At 72.7% G+C, this 18,518-nt stretch carries 17 protein-coding genes; 8 read left to right on the top strand and 9 right to left on the bottom strand.

Annotated elements, in window-relative coordinates:
- The first annotated feature begins 70 nt into the window (after nt 1-70).
- Nucleotides 71-1,435, top strand: coding sequence for a hypothetical protein (locus P1P75_RS29165; protein ID WP_319260896.1), 1,365 nt, complete (start codon nt 71-73; stop codon nt 1,433-1,435).
- Between the two features lie 57 nt (nt 1,436-1,492).
- On the opposite strand, the gene gap is transcribed toward P1P75_RS29165, so the two are convergent.
- The 3 genes from gap to P1P75_RS29150 all read right to left on the bottom strand — a co-directional run bounded on the left by gap (nt 1,493) and on the right by P1P75_RS29150 (nt 5,432).
- Nucleotides 1,493-2,497: a type I glyceraldehyde-3-phosphate dehydrogenase gene (gap, locus tag P1P75_RS29160; RefSeq protein WP_319260893.1), complete on the bottom strand. Its 1,005-nt coding sequence runs from the start codon at nt 2,495-2,497 to the stop codon at nt 1,493-1,495.
- A gap of 130 nt (nt 2,498-2,627) precedes the next feature.
- Nucleotides 2,628-3,584: a helix-turn-helix domain-containing protein gene (locus tag P1P75_RS29155; RefSeq protein ID WP_319260891.1), complete on the bottom strand. Its 957-nt coding sequence runs from the start codon at nt 3,582-3,584 to the stop codon at nt 2,628-2,630.
- A 384-nt stretch (nt 3,585-3,968) separates the two neighbouring features.
- Nucleotides 3,969-5,432 (bottom strand): ornithine decarboxylase, encoded by a 1,464-nt coding sequence (locus P1P75_RS29150; RefSeq protein ID WP_319260889.1) that lies wholly within the window; start codon nt 5,430-5,432, stop codon nt 3,969-3,971.
- Between the two features lie 116 nt (nt 5,433-5,548).
- On the opposite strand from P1P75_RS29150, the gene P1P75_RS29145 reads away from it, so the two are divergent.
- Complete coding sequence (locus tag P1P75_RS29145; RefSeq protein WP_319260886.1) at nt 5,549-6,835, top strand: cytochrome P450; 1,287 nt, start codon at nt 5,549-5,551, stop codon at nt 6,833-6,835.
- A gap of 69 nt (nt 6,836-6,904) precedes the next feature.
- On the opposite strand, the gene P1P75_RS29140 is transcribed toward P1P75_RS29145, so the two are convergent.
- The 3 genes from P1P75_RS29140 to P1P75_RS29130 form a co-directional block, all read right to left on the bottom strand.
- Nucleotides 6,905-7,888, bottom strand: coding sequence for an SDR family oxidoreductase (locus P1P75_RS29140; protein WP_319260884.1), 984 nt, complete (start codon nt 7,886-7,888; stop codon nt 6,905-6,907).
- A gap of 97 nt (nt 7,889-7,985) precedes the next feature.
- On the bottom strand, nt 7,986-8,486 hold the full coding sequence (locus P1P75_RS29135) for a hypothetical protein (RefSeq protein ID WP_319260882.1): 501 nt from the start codon (nt 8,484-8,486) through the stop codon (nt 7,986-7,988).
- A complete protein-coding gene (locus P1P75_RS29130; protein WP_319260880.1) occupies nt 8,483-10,999 on the bottom strand; it encodes a nitrate reductase in 2,517 nt (838 codons plus the stop codon). Before P1P75_RS29130 ends, P1P75_RS29135 begins: the two co-directional genes overlap by 4 nt.
- Before the next feature lie 443 nt (nt 11,000-11,442).
- On the opposite strand from P1P75_RS29130, the gene P1P75_RS29125 reads away from it, so the two are divergent.
- The 3 genes from P1P75_RS29125 to argG all read left to right on the top strand — a co-directional run bounded on the left by P1P75_RS29125 (nt 11,443) and on the right by argG (nt 14,108).
- Nucleotides 11,443-12,354, top strand: coding sequence for a polysaccharide pyruvyl transferase family protein (locus tag P1P75_RS29125; protein WP_319260878.1), 912 nt, complete (start codon nt 11,443-11,445; stop codon nt 12,352-12,354).
- Between the two features lie 63 nt (nt 12,355-12,417).
- Complete coding sequence (locus tag P1P75_RS29120) at nt 12,418-12,576, top strand: hypothetical protein (RefSeq protein WP_319260875.1); 159 nt, start codon at nt 12,418-12,420, stop codon at nt 12,574-12,576.
- 77 nt (nt 12,577-12,653) lie between these two features.
- A complete protein-coding gene (gene argG, locus P1P75_RS29115) occupies nt 12,654-14,108 on the top strand; it encodes an argininosuccinate synthase (RefSeq protein WP_319260872.1) in 1,455 nt (484 codons plus the stop codon).
- Nucleotides 14,109-14,209: 101 nt separating this feature from the next.
- On the opposite strand, the gene P1P75_RS29110 is transcribed toward argG, so the two are convergent.
- A complete protein-coding gene (locus P1P75_RS29110; protein WP_319260870.1) occupies nt 14,210-14,989 on the bottom strand; it encodes an SDR family oxidoreductase in 780 nt (259 codons plus the stop codon).
- A 92-nt stretch (nt 14,990-15,081) separates the two neighbouring features.
- Nucleotides 15,082-15,966 (bottom strand): alpha/beta hydrolase, encoded by an 885-nt coding sequence (locus P1P75_RS29105; RefSeq protein ID WP_319260867.1) that lies wholly within the window; start codon nt 15,964-15,966, stop codon nt 15,082-15,084.
- Nucleotides 15,967-16,209: 243 nt separating this feature from the next.
- Here P1P75_RS29105 and P1P75_RS29100 point away from each other — a divergent pair, with 243 nt between their 5' ends.
- The 3 genes from P1P75_RS29100 to P1P75_RS29090 all read left to right on the top strand — a co-directional run bounded on the left by P1P75_RS29100 (nt 16,210) and on the right by P1P75_RS29090 (nt 17,819).
- Nucleotides 16,210-16,635: a metalloregulator ArsR/SmtB family transcription factor gene (locus tag P1P75_RS29100; RefSeq protein WP_319260864.1), complete on the top strand. Its 426-nt coding sequence runs from the start codon at nt 16,210-16,212 to the stop codon at nt 16,633-16,635.
- Nucleotides 16,632-17,129 (top strand): SRPBCC domain-containing protein, encoded by a 498-nt coding sequence (locus P1P75_RS29095; RefSeq protein ID WP_319260861.1) that lies wholly within the window; start codon nt 16,632-16,634, stop codon nt 17,127-17,129. The genes P1P75_RS29100 and P1P75_RS29095 overlap by 4 nt, the downstream gene beginning before the upstream one ends.
- 192 nt (nt 17,130-17,321) lie before the next feature.
- Complete coding sequence (locus tag P1P75_RS29090) at nt 17,322-17,819, top strand: peptidylprolyl isomerase (RefSeq protein ID WP_319260858.1); 498 nt, start codon at nt 17,322-17,324, stop codon at nt 17,817-17,819.
- 234 nt (nt 17,820-18,053) lie between these two features.
- On the opposite strand, the gene P1P75_RS29085 is transcribed toward P1P75_RS29090, so the two are convergent.
- The coding region (locus P1P75_RS29085; protein ID WP_319260857.1) for a CAP domain-containing protein at nt 18,054-18,518 on the bottom strand (465 nt) is incomplete at its 5' end.

Raw genomic sequence — 18,518 nt, 5'->3', positions numbered from 1 at the left:
CTCCACCTCCGGCTCCACCCCCACCCCCACCTCCGGCTCCGGCTCCGGCTCCGGCTCCGATGCGAGCGGCATCCGCCTCGATCTGTACGCCGTCGGCGCGGCCGTCCTGCTGGTGACGGCGGCCGTCCTGATCGGCCGCCACATCCAGCACACCCGGCACACCCTGCGCGTCGACTGGCCCCCGTTGGTGGGGAGTTGGGCACCGCACGTGGGCCCCGGCACTCCGGCGGCGATCCTGCTGGCGGGGGCCTGCGTGGCATACGGCCCCACTCTGGCGGCCCGCCTGCCCTGGCGGGTGCTGCTCGCGGCGGTCTGGGGCACGGCCACGGCGTGGACCTTCTCCCTCGCGCTGATCGACGGCTGGCAGCGGGGTGTCGCCGGCCGGCTCACCACGCGCCACGAGTATCTCCAGGTCGTCGACCGCTTCCCGGACATCCCGGCCGCACTGCGCGGCTTCAACGGGCACATCCTCCTGGAGTCGCCCGACAACTGGCCCGCCCACATCGCCGGCCATCCCCCGGGCGCCATCCTCACCTTCGTCCTGCTCGACCGGGCCGGTCTGGGCGGTGGCGGCTGGGCCGGGGTCTGGTGCGTCATGGTCGGCGCGACGGCCTGTGTGGCGGTGATGGTGGCGGTGCGGGCCCTGGCCGGCGAGGGGCTCGCACGGCGGGCCGCACCGTTCCTGGTACTGGCCCCTGCGGCGGTGTGGATGGGCACGTCGGCCGACGCGTACTTCGCGGCCGTCGCCGCCTGGTCCGTGACGCTGCTGGCCCTCGCCGTCACCGGCCGCTCGGTCCGCCGCTCGCTCGGATGGGCGGCCGGCTCCGGCCTGCTGTTCGGCCTGACCTGCTATCTCTCCTACGGGCTCACCCTGTTCGCCGTCATCGGCGGGGCGGTGCTGCTGCTCGGCCGCCGACGCGTCCGTGAGCGAGGGGTTCTGCTGCTGGTGCCGCTGCTGGCCGGGCTCGCGGTGGTGCCGGCGGTGTTCACCCTGGCCGGGTTCGACTGGTGGGAGGCGTACCGCCTGCTCGTCACGCGCTACTACCAGGGCGCGGGCGGGATCCGCCCCTACGGCTACTGGGTGTGGGCCAACCTCGCCTGCACCGTCCTCGTCGTCGGCCCGGCGTCGATCGCGGGCCTGAGACGGGTCGGCGCGGTGCTGCTGCGGCACCCCGGTGCGGCGCTCACCGCCCCCGGCGGCCCGGACCGTCCGGCCACCGAGGCCCGGCTCGCCCTGCTCACGGCCGCCGCGCTGCTGGCCCTCCTGGTCGCCGACCTGTCCGGCATGAGCAAGGCGGAGACGGAACGCATCTGGCTGCCGTTCGCGATGTGGCTGCTCCCGGCCTGCGCGTTCCTGTCCCGCCCGCGCGCCTGGCTGGCCGCGCAGGCGGCCCTGGCCCTGCTGCTCAACCACCTGCTCACGACGGGCTGGTGAGGGCAGGCTGGTGACGCGGGCCAGGACACGCCGGCGAGGGGGAAGGTACCGCGTCGGTCAGCCGGTGGTGGCGGCGAGCAGACCGAGGGTGTCGATCACCCGGTTGGAGAAGCCCCACTCGTTGTCGTACCAGGCGACCACCTTGATGTGCCGGCCGTCGACGCGGGTGAGGGCCGAGTCGAAGATCGACGAGGCCGGGTTGCCCACGATGTCGGCCGAGACGAGCGCGTCCTCGGAGTACTCCAGGACGCCCGCGAGGGGGCCCTCGGCGGCGGCACGGTAGGCGGCCAGCACGTCGTCGCGGGTCACGTCGCGCGCCACGGTCGTGTTGAGTTCCACGATCGAGCCCACCGGCACGGGCACGCGGATCGAGTCGCCCGAGAGCTTGCCCTCGAGGTTCGGCAGGACCAGCCCGATCGCCTTGGCGGCGCCCGTCGTGGTCGGCACGATGTTGACGCCGGCGGCGCGGGCGCGGCGCGGGTCGCGGTGCGGGCCGTCCTGGAGGTTCTGCTCCTGGGTGTAGGCGTGCACGGTGGTCATGAAGCCGTGCTCGATGCCCGCGAGGTCGTCGAGGACCGCGGCCAGCGGTGCGAGCGCGTTGGTCGTGCAGGAGGCGTTCGAGACGATGGTGTGCAGCTCCGCGTCGTACGCGTCGGTGTTGACGCCGAACGCGAGGGTGACGTCCGCGCCGTCCGACGGCGCGCTGACGAGCACCTTCCTCGCGCCCGCGTCGAGGTGGGCGCGCGCGGCCTTCGCCGAGGTGAAGCGGCCGGTCGCCTCCAGGACGATGTCGACGCCGAGTTCGGCCCAGGGCAGCTGCGCCGGTTCGCGCTCGGCGAGGACCTTGATGCGGCGGCCGTCGACGACGAGGGTGTCGCCGTCGGCGCTCACCGGGCGGCCGAGGCGGCCGGACGTCGAGTCGAAGGCGAGCAGCCGGGCGAGCGTGGCGGGCTCGGTGAGGTCGTTGACGGCGACGACCTCGAGGTCGGTGTCGCGCTCCAGCAGCGCGCGCAGCACGTTGCGTCCGATGCGGCCGAATCCGTTGATGGCGATGCGAGTCATGTGTGGTGTCCCTTCCCTTCGCTTTTCCAGGTTCGCGTGCTGCCCGTGGCCGGGACAGCGGCGAGATCGCCACGGTTCGAAAGGATCGCGCCATGCGGGGGCAGGCGGTCGGTCTACGGGCGGGGCCGGGCTATTCGCCCTGGGTGAAGGTGCGCCGGTACTCGCTCGGCGTGGTGCCGAGGATGCGCTGGAAGTGTGTCCGCAGATTGGCGCCGGTGCCCAGGCCGACATCGGCGGCGATCTGCTCGACGCTCCGCTCGGAACGCTCCAGCAGTTCCCGGGCCGCGTCGATCCGGGCGCGCATCACCCATTGCATGGGCGTGTACCCCGTGTCCTCGACGAAACGCCGCGAGAAGGTACGGGGCGACACCGCGGCGTGCCGGGCGAGCACCGTGAGGGTGAGGGAGGCCCCGAGGCGGCGCAGCGCCCATTCCCGGGTGGCGGCGAACCGCTCGCCGAGCGGCTCGGGCACGCTGCGCGGCACGTACTGCGCCTGGCCGCCGCTGCGGTAGGGGGCCGCGACGAGACGCCGGGCCGTGTGGTTGGACGCGGCCACGCCGAGGTCGCCGCGCAGGATGTGCAGGCACAGGTCGATGCCGGAGGCGGCGCCGGCCGAGGTCAGCACGCTGCCCTCGTCGACGAAGAGGACGTTCTCGTCGACCCGTACCAGCGGGTGGCGGGCGGCCAGGGCACGGGTGTAGTGCCAGTGGGTCGTGGCGCGCCTGCCGTCGAGGAGGCCGGTGGCGGCGAGGGCGAAGGCGCCGGTGGAGATGGCGGCGAGCCGGGCGCCGTGGGTGTGGGCGGCGATCAGCGCGTCGACGACCGCGCGGGGCGGGTCGTCGCGGTCGGGGAACCGGTAGCCGGGGATGAAGACGATGTCGGCCCGTTCGAGGGCGTCGAGCCCGTCGGCGACGTGGTACGACAGCCCGTCGCCGCCGGTCACCAGTCCGGGTGCCGCCCCGCAGACCCGTACCTCGTACGGCATGCTCGCGCGGGTCGTGAACACCTGCGCCGGGATGCCCACGTCCAGCGGTTTCGCCCCTTCCAGGACGAGGACGGCGACACGACGGAGACGGGGGGCCTGCACGGTGCCAGGTTACCGGCCGACGATCACGGGAGTTCCCCACGGGCAACCCTATTGACGGGTACACGCCCACCCGGTCGGCAGGAGGTGATCGTCGTGCCCGAGCCCGGCAGCAAGAAGTACGACACCCGGCGAACACGGCTCCGCAAGGACGCCGAGAGTTGCGGAGTGAGCGACCAGGACGCCGACCGGGCGGCAACGAGGAGCTTCAGGAAGGCGGGGACCGGCGCGGCCGGGGCCCGCGGACCGAACGCGGCCGGGGCCCGACGGGCGAACGCCCGGCGAACTCCCGGCGAACGCCGAGTGACGCCGTGCGTCCCCGAGCGTGCCCGACCCCGCAGGCCACAGGCCCGGCGGGGTCGTTCCGTCGGCTCCTTCTGAGGATGCTCAGGACCGCCGCACCACCCGCAGTGTCCCGAGAGAGGGGTCGGCCGCGTCCGGGATGAGGACACCGTGGTCGACGCCGCTGCGCAGGTAGTCGAGGACCGCCTCGGTGATGACCTCGCCGGGCGCCACCGCCGGCACGCCCGGCGGGTACGGGCTGATCATCTCGGCGGCGATCCGCCCCGCCGCGCGTTCGGCCGGCACGTGGTCCGCCTCGGCGAAGAAGGCCTCACGCGGGAGCATGGCCTGTTCCAGTTCCAGGGCGGAGGGCTCCGGCAGGCGGACCGGCGGCTGCCGTTCGATGGAGTCGGCGGCCTCGGCGAGGGCGCGCAGGGCGTCCAGCAGGATCTTCTCGGTCTCGTCGTCGTCGGCGTGGGTGATCGAGGCACTGATGCGGCAGCTGTCGGAGCCGCCGACGTCCACATGGCGCCGGTCGCGCAGCCATTCGGCGGCCTGCATGCCGCTGATGCCCAGTTCCCGCACGTCGATCACGAGCTTCAGGGGGTCGAAGGAGGCGGCGAGCCCTTCCTCGACGACCTCCTGTCCCATCGGCCGCAGTCCCGCCGTCTCACCGGCGGCGACCCGGATCCGTTCGGCCCGCCGGAGCGCGGCGTCCAGGAGTTCGTGCCCGTGCTCGACCATCTGGCGTCGCCAGCCGTCGAGCGTCGCGTACACCAGGGACGAGGCACTGGTGGTGCCGAGCAGGTCCTCCCGCTGCTTGAGCGCCTCGGGCGACACCCGGTCGTACTGGAGATGGAAGACGGAACTCTGTTCGATGGCTCCGCCCATCTTGTGGACGCTGGTGACCACCAGGTCGGCCTCCGCGTCCATGCCCCAGGCCGGCAGACCCGGGTGGAACGGCAGGTGGGCGCCCCACGCCTCGTCGACGATGAGCGGGACGTCGAACTCGTGGCACACGCGGGCCACGCCCTGGATGTCCCCGCAGGTGCCCCAGTCGGTGGGGGTGATGAGCAGCATCCCCTTGGCGTCCGGGTGCTCCTGGAGGCGGCGGCGTACGTCGTCCGGCTCCGGCGGGTGCGCGAGGTGCCGCTCCCCGTCGAACTTCGGGTGGACCCAGATGGGTTCCACACCGTTGACGACGACGGCCGCGATCACCGACTTGTGCGCGTTGCGCGACAGCAGCAGTTTCTCGCCGGGGCCGGCGACGGCCAGCATGGCGGTCTTGACCGAGAGGGAACTGCCGCAGGTGGAGAAGAACGCGTGCTCGGCACCGACCGCGTCCGCCATGAGTTCCTGGGCCTGGCCGAGCACGCCGTGGGACTGGCGCCGGTCGTCCAGGCCGTTGAGGGACAGGACGTCCGAGCGGAACACGTCGAGCCCGACGATCTCCGCGACCCGCGGATCCACACCGCGGCCCTGCTTGTGGCCGGGCGGGCCGTACGCCACGTCTGCGCGCCGCCTGAACTCCTGCAACGCCTCCAGCACCGGAACTCGTGAGTGATCCATCGTTCCTCCCTGGTGGGAAGCCGGACGAGTACCCCGGTCCCCCGGCGGGAGAACCCTGCGTCGTCACCCGGCCGCTGGGAGTTTCCGGCCGGGACCGCGGGGGCACTCGCGCAGCCATGGATCACAGTCGTCGCCCCCCACTCGCCGACAGCTCGCTCGCCCTCCTCGCCAAGGGGTACGGCTGGCTGCCCGACCGCCGGCGCCGCAGCGCGAGCCCTGTCGTACGCGCCCGGCTGATGGGACAGCACGCCGTGGCCCTGCACGGGCCGGAGGCGGTGCGCTTCTTCTACGACGAACGGCACGTCGAGCGCGAGACGGCGCTTCCCGGGCCGGTACTGAGCACCCTCTTCGGGCACGGGGCCGTGCACACCCTGGACGGACAGGCCCACCGCACGCGCAAGGACATGTTCCTCTCCCTGCTCACCGGGCCGCAGGCCGTCGCCGGCGTGGTGGAGCACGTCTCGAAGGTGTGGGACGAGGCCGTGCCGTCGTGGCCCGGCCGTCCGTCGGTCGTGCTGTTCGACGAGGTGAGCCGCATCCTCACCCGAGGCGTCTGCCGCTGGGCCGGCCTCCCCCTCGGCCTCGACGACGTCGACCGGGTGGCACGGGACATGGTCGCCATGGTCGACGGTTTCGCCACGCCCGGTCCGCGCCACTTGCGGGCCCGCCGTGCCCGTGCCCGCAGCGAGGCCTGGCTCGGCCGTCTGGTCGAGGAGGTCCGGGACGGGGAGAGCGACGCGCCGGCCGGGTCGGCGCTGGACGTCGTGGTCCGGCACCGGGACGCCGACGGCCGGCTGCTCGACCCGCACACGGCCGCCGTCGAACTGCTGAACATCGTCCGCCCGACCGTCGCGGTGTGCTGGTTCGTCTCCTACGCCGCGCACGCACTGCACCGCGGTCCCCGCGGCCTGCGGGAACGACTGCGTGAGGACGATGCCGCGTACGCCGTCGCCTTCGCCCACGAGCTGCGGCGCTTCTACCCCTTCGCCCCCTTCCTCGGCGGCCGGGCCGTCACCGACCTTGAGTGGCAGGGGGAACCGATCCCCTCGGGCACGCTGATCCTCCTCGACCTCTACGGGCAGAACCACGACCCCGGTCTCTGGGCCGACCCGTACGCCTTCGCACCGGAACGCTTCCTGGACCGGCCGCCCGCACGCGACGAACTGATCCCGCAGGGCGGCGGTGACCGCGCCACCGGACACCGCTGCCCCGGCGAGGACATCACGATCGCCCTGCTCGGGGCCCTGGGCCCCCGGCTGGCCCGGCTGGACTACACGGTCCCCCATCAGGACCTCCGCATCCCCCTCAACCGCCTGCCGAGCCGCGTCCGCAGCGGATTCGTCATCGAGGGCGTCCGTGCCCCGGCCCCGGCCCAGCACGCGGCGGGGCGGGCGACGCGCTGACCGCCCACCCGCCTCACGGCCTTCTCCGGCCCCACCGCGACAACGGGCGCGGCGGGGCTGGAGAACCGTTCAGCCGCCCGCCCGGACCGCCCGGCGGCCCGCGGTCACCGCCGCCCCCGCCAGGGCGGCCGCGATGGCCGTCCTGCGCATCGCGGTGCGCCGGCGGCCGTGCCAGCCGCCGTGGACGGCTCCCTCTCCGGGGGCCGGGACGTGCAGCGCTCCGTGGGTGGCGGGGGCCGGTTCCTCCTGGTCGAGGTGGCTCCTGTCGGTCTGCCGGGCCATGGCCCGCTCGGCGAGGGCCGGTGCCATGCGGGACTGCCGTACCAGGGCGCGGCCCGCGGGGCCGACCACCACCTCGCGGCGGGGATGCCGTACGAGATCGACGATGGCGTGGGCCACCCGCTCGGGGCTGTAGACCGGGGGCATGGCGACCACCTTGTGCCCGGTGTAGTTGGCGGCCTGCTCGAAGTGCGGGGTGTCGATGGTCGCGGGCATCACCGTGCAGACGTGGATGCCCTTCACCCCTTCCACCCGCAGTTGCTGCCGCAGGCTGGAGCCGAGGCCCTGGACGGCGTGCTTCGACATGCTGTAGGGGTGGCTGTACGGCTGCGGGACGGCGCCCACGATCGACGAGATGTTGATCAGTGTGCCCGTGCCCTGCTGCCGCATCACCGGCAGTGCGGCGCGGGCACCGTGCACGTACCCCATCACGTTGACGTCGAGAACCTTGCGGAAGTCCTCCAGCGGCACGTCCTCGAACCGGCCGAAGGCGTTCACGGCCGCATTGTTGACCCAGACGTCGATGCGGCCGAACTCCTCCACCGCGCGCCGTGCCAGCTGGTCGACCGCTCCCATGTCGGTCGTGTCGGTGGGCACGACCAGCGTCCGTGCCCCGCGATGCTTCGCGCACTCCTCGGCGGCCGCCTCCAGTGCCTCCTCGCGGCGCGCGGCCAGCACGACGGCGCAGCCCTTGCGGGCGAAGGCTTCGGCCGTGGCCCGTCCGATCCCGCTGGACGCTCCGGTCACCACCACGACGTGGTTGCGCAGTCCCATCCCGTGCCTCCTCGGCTCTGCCGGGCCGGACGCCTTCTGTCCGGCCGCACGGCGGAACGGGTACCCGCGACCGGCGAGTCGTCCCGGCGTCCCCTCGTCAGAGGCTGGTGAGGACCTGGGGTGACAGAATCTTGATCATGGTGTTGGTCCAGCGCATCTGCCGCAGCGTCCGCGGATGGCACCGGGACGTCAGGTCGAGGAGGTCGTCGTCCCTGGTCGCCTGCGCGGCCTGGGCGAGCATCTCCCAGCAGAGGGAGTTCCTGGTGGCGGCCAGGTGCAGTTCGCGCAGATCGCGCAGGAGCAGCAGGCCGGGCTCGGGGCGGTGGCCCACGGCTTCGGCGGCCTTCTCCCGGAGCGTGGACAGGAGGCCCGGCGTGGGGGTCCCGGTGGGGCCGCCGAGGTCCAGTCCGTGGGCGTGACCGGCGTCGGCCAGGCTGCGGACGTGTTCTCGGGACCAGCCGGCGAGGTCGGTGGCGACATGGTGGATCTCGTGGTCGGTGCGGTGCCGTTCGGCGACCGCCGTCAGCTGCCGGGCGAGGTGTTGTTCGCCGTGGTGCAGATCGCTGAGGGTGAGGCCGATGCCTTCGGTCCGGCTCATTCGGCGTCCTCCTTACGGCCGTCGCCGCCCGCTTCTGCGGCCTCGCCCGCTTCGCCCGCCTCGCCCGCCTCGGTGGCGAGCGCGGAGGTTCCGCCGGTGGTGGCCGGTACGGTGCCGGCGCGCGCGGGGGCGGACGCGGTGGTGGTCGGCGCCGGGGCGTGCTCGCCGTCCGCGCGTTCCACGAGGCGGAGTCCGGCGGCGGCCGTCTTGAACAGCGGCTGTTTGGACACCGGGTCCCAGTCGGTGACGGTCGTCTCGTTCGCGGCACGCGGGGGTGTGTCGCCGTCCGGGCCGTGTCCGGCCCCGGTGTCCCAGTAGCCGTAGTGGAATGGCACGAACAGCAGGCCGGGCCGGATGCCGGTCACCCGCAGCCGGCCGCGCAGCGAGCCCCGCGGTGTGCTGACCTCGACCAGGTCGCCCTCGCCGAGGCCGAGGAGGGCGGCGTCGGACACGGACGCCTCCACCCACACATCGGGAGCGGCGGCGTCCAGCTGGGGGGCGCGTGCCGTCTTGGTGCGGGTGTGGAAGTGGTAGAGGGTACGGCCCGTGGAGAGCTGGAACGGGTACTCCTCGGCCGGGATCTCGTGCGGCGGAAGGTAGCCGGCCGCCTTGATCATGGCCTTCCCGTCGGGGTTGAGGGAGCGGTACTCGACCACGTCGTCGGCCGCGCCGGTCACCAGGTCCTTGCCGTAGCTCTCGCAGACGTCGGGGTGGGCCCAGCTGATCCCGTCGGTGTAGAGGCGTTCCGTGCCGTGCGGGGCGCCCTCGTGGCAGGGCCACTGGATGCCGCTCGCGCCGCGCAGCCTGTCGTAGGTGATGCCGGTGTAGTCGCAGGGCCGGCCGGCGCTGCACCGTTTCCAGGCCTCGAACGCGGACTCCGGGTCGTGCCAGGTGATCAGCGGTGCGCCGTCCTTGTCGCGGAAGTCCATGCGGGCCGCGTAGGCGAGGAAGATGTCCAGGTCCCCCCTGGCCTCGCCGGGAGGTTCGACGGCCTTGTCGGACAGGTGGACCGTGCGGTCGGCGTTGGTGAAGGTGCCGGTCTTCTCGCCCCAGGTCGCCGCCGGCAGCACGACGTCGGCCAGCTGCGCGGTCTCGGTCAGGAACAGATCCTGTACGACCACGAAGAGGCGGTCCTGCTCCAGGATCGAGCGGATGCGGGCCAGTTCGGGCAGGGACACGGCCGGGTTGGTGCCGCTGATCCACAGCATGCGGATCGAGCCCTGCTCTGCGTAGCGGAACATCTGCATGGCGTGGGTGGGCGGGGCGTAGTGCGGGATGGTCCTCGGTTCGACGTTCCACACGCGTGCGAGGTCGGCGACGTGGCTGTCGTTCTGCCAGTTGCGGAAGCCGGGCAGGTCTCCGTCGGCGCCGCACTCGCGGGTGTTCTGCGCGGTGGGCTGCCCGTTCATCTGCAGGACGCCGGCGCCGGGCCGGCCGAGCATGCCGCGCAGGAGGTGCAGGTTGTTGATCTGGACGGCCGCGGCGGTGGCCTGGTGGGACTGGTAGACGCCCTGCAGCACCGTGGACAGCAGCCGGTCGGCCGTACCGATGATCTCGGCGGCCTCGCCGATCCGCGCGGCCGGCACGTCACAGATCCGGGCCGCCCACTCGGGGGTGCACTCCTTCACCCGGGAGGCCAGCTCGTCGAATCCGACCGTGTGCGCGGCGAGGTAGTCGTGGTCGACGCGGTCGGTGCGGATGATCTCGTGGAGGAGCGCGTTGAGCAGGGCCACGTTCGTGCCGACGCGCGGAGCCAGGTGTACGGCCGCCCTGCGGGCCACCTGGGTGGGGCGCGGGTCGACGCAGATCAGACGGGGCGGGTCGGCGCCCTCCAGCCGGTCGAGGATCCGCATCCACTGCACGGGCTGGGTCTCGGCGATGTTGTGCCCGAACAGGGCGATGACGTCGGCGTGGTCGATGTCGTCGTAGCTGCCGGGCTGTCCGTCGCAGCCGAAGGTCTCCTTGAGCGCCTCGGCGGCGGTCGCCGTGCACAGGCGGGTGTTGCCGTCGAGATGGTTGGTGCCGATCCCGGCCCGTGCCAGCACCGCGAGCGTGTAGTACTCCTCCAGGAAGAGCTGTCCGGTGGTGTAGAAGCCGATCGATCCCGGGCCGCGTTCCGCCAGCAGTTCGCGTGAGCGGGACGCGATCCGCTCCAGCGCGGTGTCCCAGTCGCACGCGACGAGGCGGCCGCCGCGCCGGATCAGTGGTGTGGTCAGCCGGTCCGGCGAGGCGTTGGCCTGCCAGGCGAAGAGGTCCTTCGGACCCAGCCGGCCGTGGTTGACCCGGTCGCCCGCCCGGCCGCGCACGCCGACCATGCGCCCGTCGAGCACGGCGATGTCCATGGCGTCGCCGTCGGAGTGCAGGATCGACGCGGTCTGCACCCACCGCTGCACCCGCGCGGGCTCGACCCCCGCCTCCAGGTAAGTGTCCACGCGCACGGGCCAGGGCTCGTGCCGCCCGTGCGGCGTACGACTGCCCCACGGCCGTGCGATCCGGTCCACCGAAGCGTCCATGCCTGCCTCCCGGCGATCCCTGCGACTCCGACCGATACGGGGCCGTCACCCTCGCGCGCCCGACCGGCACGAGCGCGATGATCCGTGCGCCCCCGGCAGGGAGGGCGCGGGCGCTGCGCTCCTCCCGGCCGGGAGGAGCGCCGGCGATCCCCGCCACCAACCGGTACCGGGCCGTCACTCCGGCGACCCCGACCACTCCCGCCCGGGGGGATCCCGGCGGCTCCGGCCCTTACAGGGCGGGCCCTCGCCGCGGCGCCCCCGCCCCGTAGGACGCCGTCACTCTGCGGTCCCGGCCCGTGCGGGCCCGGCGATACCGGCGACTCCGTGTGAGGCGGCGCCGCCCGTCACCGGTACCCTCCGGCGCCGCCCTCTAACAGCGCCGGGACCGCCTCCGCCCCGGCAGCGGTGATTGCCGGCCCCGCGGGCAGGGCACCCGGGCCCCTGTGGCAGCGCGTGTGCGGATCCTGCTGACGGGGTGGTTCGGCTTCCTGGACGGAGAGGCGACCGCCGGGGACGTACTGGCCCTGCACCGGGTGCAGGACGTGCTGCGGGGCGCGGGGCTTGACCACGACGTCGCCTGGAGTCCCGGCTTCCGGCCGGCCGGACCGCATCTGACCCAGGTGCGCCCCGAGGACTACTCCCATCTGGTGTTCGTCTGCGGTCCGCTGCACGGGCCGCAGATCGAGGAACTGCACCGGCGGTTCGCGCACTGTGTGCGGATCGCCGTGGGCACGTCGGTCCTCGACGCCGGCGGTCCGGCCGTCACCGGCTTCCACCGGGTGCTGGCGCGGGACGCCCCGGACACCGAGCCCACCGCGGATCTGGCGGCCCGTGCGCCCGCCCTGCCCGCGCGGCCCGTCGTCGGGGTGATCCTCACCCACGGCCAGCACGAGTACGGGGCACGCCGCCGGCACGGGCGGGTCGCGGACGAGGTGACACGCTGGCTGTCCGGCCGGGACTGCGCCCGGCTGGAAGTGGAGACCCGCCTCGACGTGCACGACTGGCGGCTGAGCGCCACCCCCGCCCAGTTGGAGGCGGTGCTGTCCCGGCTCGACCTGGTCGTCACCGACCGGCTGCACGGGATGGTGCTGGCCCTGCGCGCCGGGGTGCCCGCGCTGACCGTAGATCCGGTCGAGGGCGGCGCGAAGGTGACGGCACAGGCGCGGGCCTGCGGCTGGCCCGCGCTGGTGCCCGCCGAACGGCTCGACGCCGCGGTGCTGGATCGCTGGTGGGACTGGTGCGCGGGCTACGGCCGGGACCTTGCCCGCCGGATCGGAGCCGGATTCCGGCGGGGTGGCGAGCCGGACGCCGCGGACGGTCTCCTGCGCGCTCTCGCGCCCGGCCGGGCCGATTGACGGGGAAGCCACCGGGGCACCCGGTGCCCACTTTCCAACCGCCACCACCGAGGAGTGCCGCTCATGACCGACCACACCCCCAGTCAGGCCGAGGGCGAGCCCGACGAACCCGACACCCTGAACAGGACCGGCCTGCCCACGCCGGACCACCCCATGCCGTCCCAGGCGGAGGGCGAGCGGGACGACGAGCCCGGCAGCGGGACCGAGGCGGACGGCGGCTGAGGAGCCCGAGGCGGCGCCGTACGGTGATGCGGGAAAACCCCTTTGCATGATCATGCGAGATGCTGCATACTCTTCCTATGTCCAAGGTCCTCACCTCCCTTCCCACCGGCGAGCGCGTCGGCATCGCCTTCTCGGGCGGCCTCGACACGTCCGTCGCGGTCGCGTGGATGCGCGACAAGGGCGCCGTCCCCTGCACCTACACCGCCGACATCGGCCAGTACGACGAGCCCGACATCGCGTCGGTGCCCGGCCGTGCCCAGGCGTACGGCGCCGAGATCGCGCGTCTCGTCGACTGCCGCGCCGCGCTGGTCGAGGAGGGCCTGGCCGCACTCACCTGCGGGGCGTTCCACATCCGCTCGGGCGGACGCGCCTACTTCAACACCACGCCCCTCGGCCGCGCGGTCACCGGCACGCTCCTGGTCCGGGCGATGCTCGAGGACGACGTGCAGATCTGGGGCGACGGCTCGACGTTCAAGGGCAACGACATCGAGCGGTTCTACCGCTACGGGCTGCTCGCCAACCCGCACCTGCGCATCTACAAGCCCTGGCTGGACGCGGACTTCGTGACCGAGCTGGGCGGCCGCAAGGAGATGTCGGAGTGGCTCGTCGCCCACGACCTCCCCTACCGCGACAGCACGGAGAAGGCGTACTCCACCGACGCCAACATCTGGGGTGCCACCCACGAGGCGAAGACCCTGGAGCACCTCGACACCGGTGTCGAGACCGTCGAGCCGATCATGGGTGTGCGGTTCTGGGACCCGTCGGTCGAGATCACCGCCGAGGACGTGACGATCGGCTTCGACCAGGGCCGCCCGGTGACGATCAACGGCAAGGAGTTCTCCTCCGCCGTGGACCTGGTCATGGAGGCCAACGCCATCGGCGGCCGGCACGGGCTCGGTATGTCGGACCAGATCGAGAACCGGATCATCGAGGCCAAGAGCCGGGGCATCTACGAGGCGCCCGGCATGGCCCTGCTGCACGCGGCGTACGAGCGGCTCGTCAACGCGATCCACAACGAGGACACCCTCGCCCAGTACCACGCCGAGGGCCGCCGCCTGGGCCGCCTGATGTACGAGGGCCGCTGGCTGGACCCGCAGGCGCTGATGATCCGGGAGTCGCTGCAGCGCTGGGTCGGCTCCGCGGTCACCGGTGAGGTGACCCTGCGGCTGCGGCGCGGCGAGGACTACTCGCTCCTCGACACCACGGGCCCGGCGTTCAGCTACCACCCGGACAAGCTGTCGATGGAGCGCACCGAGGACTCCGCGTTCGGTCCCGTGGACCGGATCGGCCAGCTCACCATGCGCAACCTCGACATCGCCGACTCGCGCGCCAAGCTGGAGCAGTACGTCGGACTCGGTCTGATCGGCACCGGCAGCCCCGCCATGGGCGCCTCGCAGGCCGCCGCCACCGGACTGATCGGCACCATGCCGGACATGCCGCAGGGCGGAGCCGAGGCCATCGCCTCGCGCGGTGAGGTCTCCGAGGACGACGAGCTGCTGGACCGCGCCGCGATGGAGTTCGGCACGGACTGACCCCGCGTCACCGTCAGCATGTGAAGGCCGGTCGGGCGCCCTGCGCGCCGGGCCGGCCTTCGTGTTGCCCCGGGACCCCGGCCCTGGATGGGTCCACCGCCTCAGTGGACGGAGAACCCGCCGTCCACGAAGACCGACTGCCCGGTGACATAGCCCGAGGAGCGGCCGGCCAGGAACACCGCGGCTCCGGCGAAGTCGCCGGCCAGCCCGTTGCGCCCGACCATGGTGCGCGCCGCCAGTGCCACCACCTTCTCGGGGTCGCGGGACAGCCGTGCGTTCAGCGGCGTCATGACGAAGCCGGGCACGAGCGTGTTGCAGGTGACGCCGTATGGCGACCAGGCCTCGGCCTGTGAGCGGGCCAGCGATTCCAGCGCGCCCTTGGAGACGCCGTAGGCGCCGCTGTTCACGAACGCCCGGTGGGCCTGCTGGGAGGTGATGTGGATGATGCGGCCGTAGCCCCGCTCGGCCATGCCGGGCCCGAACCGCCGGCCGAGCAGATGGGGCGCCTCCAGGTTCACCGCCATCGTGGCGTCCCACACGTCCTCGTCCAGCTCGCCCATCGGCGGACGCAGGTTGATCCCGGCGCTGTTGACGAGGATGTCGGGCTCACCGAACACCGCGACCGCGTCCTCCGCCGCCGTACGCACCCCGTCGCGGGTGCTCAGGTCGCCGCTCACCCAGGCCGCCCGAGCGCCGCCGGCCGTCAGCTCGTCGACGGTGGCGGCGAGTTCGGGCTCCTTGCGGGCTACGACGACCACGCTCGCCCCGGCTCGGGCGAGTGCCCCGGCGACGGCCCGGCCGATGCCGGAGCTGCCGCCCGTGACCAGGGCGGTGAGGCCGTCCAGCGAGAACAGTTCACAAAGGTAGTCGCGCGAGGTCATGACGGCACCCTAGGCGCCGGGCCCGGAGCGCCGGGACCGGGGGCGGCCGTCCGCCGCCCCGGTGCGGCAGGCCGGGGCGGCGGTGGCGCGCCTCAGACGGCGGCCGCGCCGGCGGGATGCTCCAGGAGGCTGAGGTAGGGGAGGTCCGTCAGGGGCCGGCCGGTGCAGAACCGGAGGATGAGGTCGGCGTGGGCGACGTCCTGCTCCAGGGTGAACATGTGGTCGGCGTCGCGGAACGTCGCGAACGGGGCGTGCAGTTCGCGGGCCAGCCGCTGTCCCTGCTCCGGTGTGGTGAGGTGGTCCTGCTCGCCCGTGTAGACGACCGCGGGGACATCGAGGGCGATCGGCTCGTACCACTCGTGCAGCAGCATGCGGGCGTTGTGGTCGCAGGCCTTGGCGAGATCCTGGCCGCTCTGCGTACGGAACTGGTGGCTGAGCATGCGCCACACCGCAAAGTGCCGGGGGATGCGGCGGTCGGGCGGCTTCACGAACGTCGCCATCAGGCTGTCGGCGAGTTCGTCGCGCCGGTCCTCCTCGACCATCGCCCGCCACCGCGGGATCATGCCCAGGTAGGGCTGCGGCAGCCGGCCCGTCATCGCGCCGAGCAGCAGCCGGGACACGTGCTGCGGGTACCGCTGGGCGCAGCGCAGGGCGATCGCGCCGCCGTAGCAGGTGCCGAGCAGGTTCGCGTCGCGCAGGTCGAGTTCGACGAGCAGGTGACGCAGGGCGGCGGCGAGGAAGTCGTAGCCGTGCTCGGCGGGAAGCGGGTCGGCCGCGCCGAAGCCGGGAAGTTCCACCGTCACCAGCGAGGCGTGTGCGAGCAGCAGCTTCTCGTAGTTGGCCCAGGAACCGCGGTCCTGCATCATGCCGCCGATCACGACGAGGGGCCCGGTGACCGGGTCGGGCGACTCGGCGACCCGGCAGAGATAGGTGAACCCCTCGAATTCCAGCCGGTGTTCACGCCTGCGCACGGTCATCGGCGGCTCCGTCCGGCCGTCGGGCCGCGGTCGTGACGAGCACGGGACCACGAGCTTGCTCGGTCGCTCGGCGTCGGCGGGGCCGCTGTGGAGAGGGCTTGTTCCATGGGAGGTTCAACGCCCGCTCCGCCCTCTTTGTCACGCTCGCCGAGGGGACGACTTCTCCCGCGGGACCGCGACGGGGCCCCGCGGCGTCGGGGTGACGGTTTACACGGGGTGCACAAGGGACTAACCTACAACCAAATGGTTGTAGATGATGCGGACGACGGAGGCCTGAGCCGCCTCTTCCACGCCCTGTCGGACCCGACCCGCCGGGACGTCCTGCGCCGCTGCGCGCACGGCGACCTGTCGGTGTCGCGACTGGCCGCGGAGTACCCGATGAGCTTCGCCGCGGTACAGAAACACGTGACGGTGCTCGAGCGGGCCGGACTGGTGTCCAAGCAGCGCCGGGGACGCGAGCAGCTCGTCCGCACCGAGCCCGATGCCCTGGCGAGGGCCCGCCGCGCCCTCGACGAGCTGGAAGCACTCTGGAGGGGCAGGGTGGAACGCATGTCCGCCCTGCTCACGCAGGAATCCCCGACGCCGCGACCCCCCGCACGGGGGCCCCGGTACGCCGAAGAACACGAACACACCCAGGAGCAGGACCCGAGGAAAGGACCGGAGCAATGACCGTGACCAGCGTGGACAAGGACTTCGACAGTCTCACCCTCACCCTGACGGCCGACTTCGCGGCCCCGGTCGAGAACGTGTGGCAGCTGTGGGCCGACCCCCGCCGGCTGGAGCGCTGGTGGGGCCCGCCGACGTACCCGGCGACCGTCGAGAACCACGACCTGTCCCCCGGCGGCGAGGTCACGTACTTCATGACGGGCCCCGAGGGCGACAAGCACCGCGGCTGGTGGCGCGTCACCTCGGCCGCGCCGCCCACCTCCCTGGAGTTCACCGACGGCTTCGCCGACCAGGACGGCACCCCCAGCGCCACGATGCCCACCACCACGGTGAGCATGCGGCTGACGGAGCACCACGGCGGGACGCGTATGGAGATCCGGTCCGCCTTCGCGACCCGCGAGCAGATGGACCAGCTGATCACCATGGGCATGGAGGAGGGCCTCAAGGAGGCCGTCGGCCAGATGGACGGGCTCCTCACCGGGTCTTCGCGGGGCTGAGCACGGGACGGGGCCGGACATGTGCGCGCCCGCCACGACAGCCACGCTCTCTGGGTGGGCCGACGCCATACGGCGCGGAAGGCTCCGGCGCCAATGCTCACGTAGCCGAATGAGGTGGCCGTCCGTGACGCCGTACGCCCCGACACGGGGGCTGGATTCGGCAGCCGCCGCCGGAGCGTGCAGGATGGGGGCATGACGACCAAGGTCTATTTCGACATCACCATCAACGACAAGCCCGCAGGGCGCATCAACTTCAACCTGTTCGACGACGTCGTACCGAAGACCGCGGAGAACTTCCGCGCGCTGGCCACGGGCGAGAAGGGCTTCGGCTACGCCGGTTCCTCCTTCCACCGCGTGATCCCCGCCTTCATGCTCCAGGGCGGCGACTTCACGCGCGGCGACGGCACGGGCGGCAAGAGCATCTACGGCGAGAAGTTCGCCGACGAGAACTTCAAGCTCAAGCACGACCGGCCCGGCCTGCTGTCCATGGCCAACGCCGGCCCGAACAGCAACGGTTCGCAGTTCTTCGTCACCACCGTCGTGACCAGCTGGCTGGACGGCAAGCACGTGGTGTTCGGCGAGGTCGCCGACGACACCAGCATGGAGCTGGTGCGGAAGATCGAGTCCCTCGGCTCGCAGAGCGGCTCCACCTCCGCGAAGATCACGATCTCGGCCTCCGGCCAGCTCTGATCCCGCGCCCCATGGGCCGTCCGACGGTCGGCCCATGCCGGGCTCATCATCTTTCTCCCGGATCGACCCGCACGCGGGCACGTCCCGCCCGGGTGTCCGGGCGGGACGTTCCGTGTGCGCGTTCCCGCGGGCTGCGGGTCCGCCTCTGTCCCGCACAACGTCTGGGCGGCTGGGGGAGGTCACCGCCGGCGGGCGGACACATCGGTCGGTCGGCCCCGCCCGGCGGTACGGCGCTCAGAGCTTGGCGCCGAAGGCTTGCGTCCACCAGGGGCCGCCGCTTCCGTCGTGGATGCCCACGCCGATGTTCTTGAAGTCGCAGTTGAGGATGTTGGCACGGTGTCCGGGGCTGTTCATCCAGGACGTCATGACCGACTCGGCGCTCTGCTGGCCCTTGGCTATGTTCTCCCCGTAGGTGGACCAGCGGTAGCCGGCGGCGGTGATGCGCTGTCCCGGGTCGGTGCCGTCCGGGTTCGTGTGGTCGAAGAAGTCGCGGGCGTCCATGTCCTCGGAGTGGTTCAGCGCGGCGCTCCGCAGCTTCGCGTCGTCGGTGAGCGGGCCGCAACCGGCCGCCGCCCGCTCCTTGTTGACCAAAGCGATCACCTGCGCCCCGGTGTCGGTCGGAGCCGCCTGCGACACCGGCGTGCGTGATGCTTCCGGCCTCGGCGCGGGGGCCTTGCCTGCGGCCGGCGTGCTCTTGGC

It is taken from the genome of Streptomyces sp. ID05-39B, assembly GCF_033794725.1.
GTDB lineage: Bacteria > Actinomycetota > Actinomycetes > Streptomycetales > Streptomycetaceae > Streptomyces > Streptomyces bobili.
This window is presented reverse-complemented; position numbering and strand designations above follow the sequence as displayed.

Excerpts from the sequence above, each read along its gene's own strand:
- P1P75_RS29095 (WP_319260861.1), top strand. The coding sequence starts at position 16,632 with ATGACCGTGACCAGCGTGGACAAGGACTTCGACAGTCTCACCCTCACC.
- P1P75_RS29145 (WP_319260886.1), top strand. The coding sequence starts at position 5,549 with ATGGATCACAGTCGTCGCCCCCCACTCGCCGACAGCTCGCTCGCCCTC.
- P1P75_RS29120 (WP_319260875.1), top strand. The coding sequence starts at position 12,418 with ATGACCGACCACACCCCCAGTCAGGCCGAGGGCGAGCCCGACGAACCC.
- P1P75_RS29140 (WP_319260884.1), bottom strand. The coding sequence starts at position 7,888 with ATGGGACTGCGCAACCACGTCGTGGTGGTGACCGGAGCGTCCAGCGGG.
- P1P75_RS29135 (WP_319260882.1), bottom strand. The coding sequence starts at position 8,486 with ATGAGCCGGACCGAAGGCATCGGCCTCACCCTCAGCGATCTGCACCAC.
- P1P75_RS29130 (WP_319260880.1), bottom strand. The coding sequence starts at position 10,999 with ATGGACGCTTCGGTGGACCGGATCGCACGGCCGTGGGGCAGTCGTACG.
- P1P75_RS29110 (WP_319260870.1), bottom strand. The coding sequence starts at position 14,989 with ATGACCTCGCGCGACTACCTTTGTGAACTGTTCTCGCTGGACGGCCTC.
- argG (WP_319260872.1), top strand. The coding sequence starts at position 12,654 with ATGTCCAAGGTCCTCACCTCCCTTCCCACCGGCGAGCGCGTCGGCATC.
- P1P75_RS29150 (WP_319260889.1), bottom strand. The coding sequence starts at position 5,432 with ATGGATCACTCACGAGTTCCGGTGCTGGAGGCGTTGCAGGAGTTCAGG.
- gap (WP_319260893.1), bottom strand. The coding sequence starts at position 2,497 with ATGACTCGCATCGCCATCAACGGATTCGGCCGCATCGGACGCAACGTG.
- P1P75_RS29100 (WP_319260864.1), top strand. The coding sequence starts at position 16,210 with ATGGTTGTAGATGATGCGGACGACGGAGGCCTGAGCCGCCTCTTCCAC.
- P1P75_RS29090 (WP_319260858.1), top strand. The coding sequence starts at position 17,322 with ATGACGACCAAGGTCTATTTCGACATCACCATCAACGACAAGCCCGCA.
- P1P75_RS29105 (WP_319260867.1), bottom strand. The coding sequence starts at position 15,966 with ATGACCGTGCGCAGGCGTGAACACCGGCTGGAATTCGAGGGGTTCACC.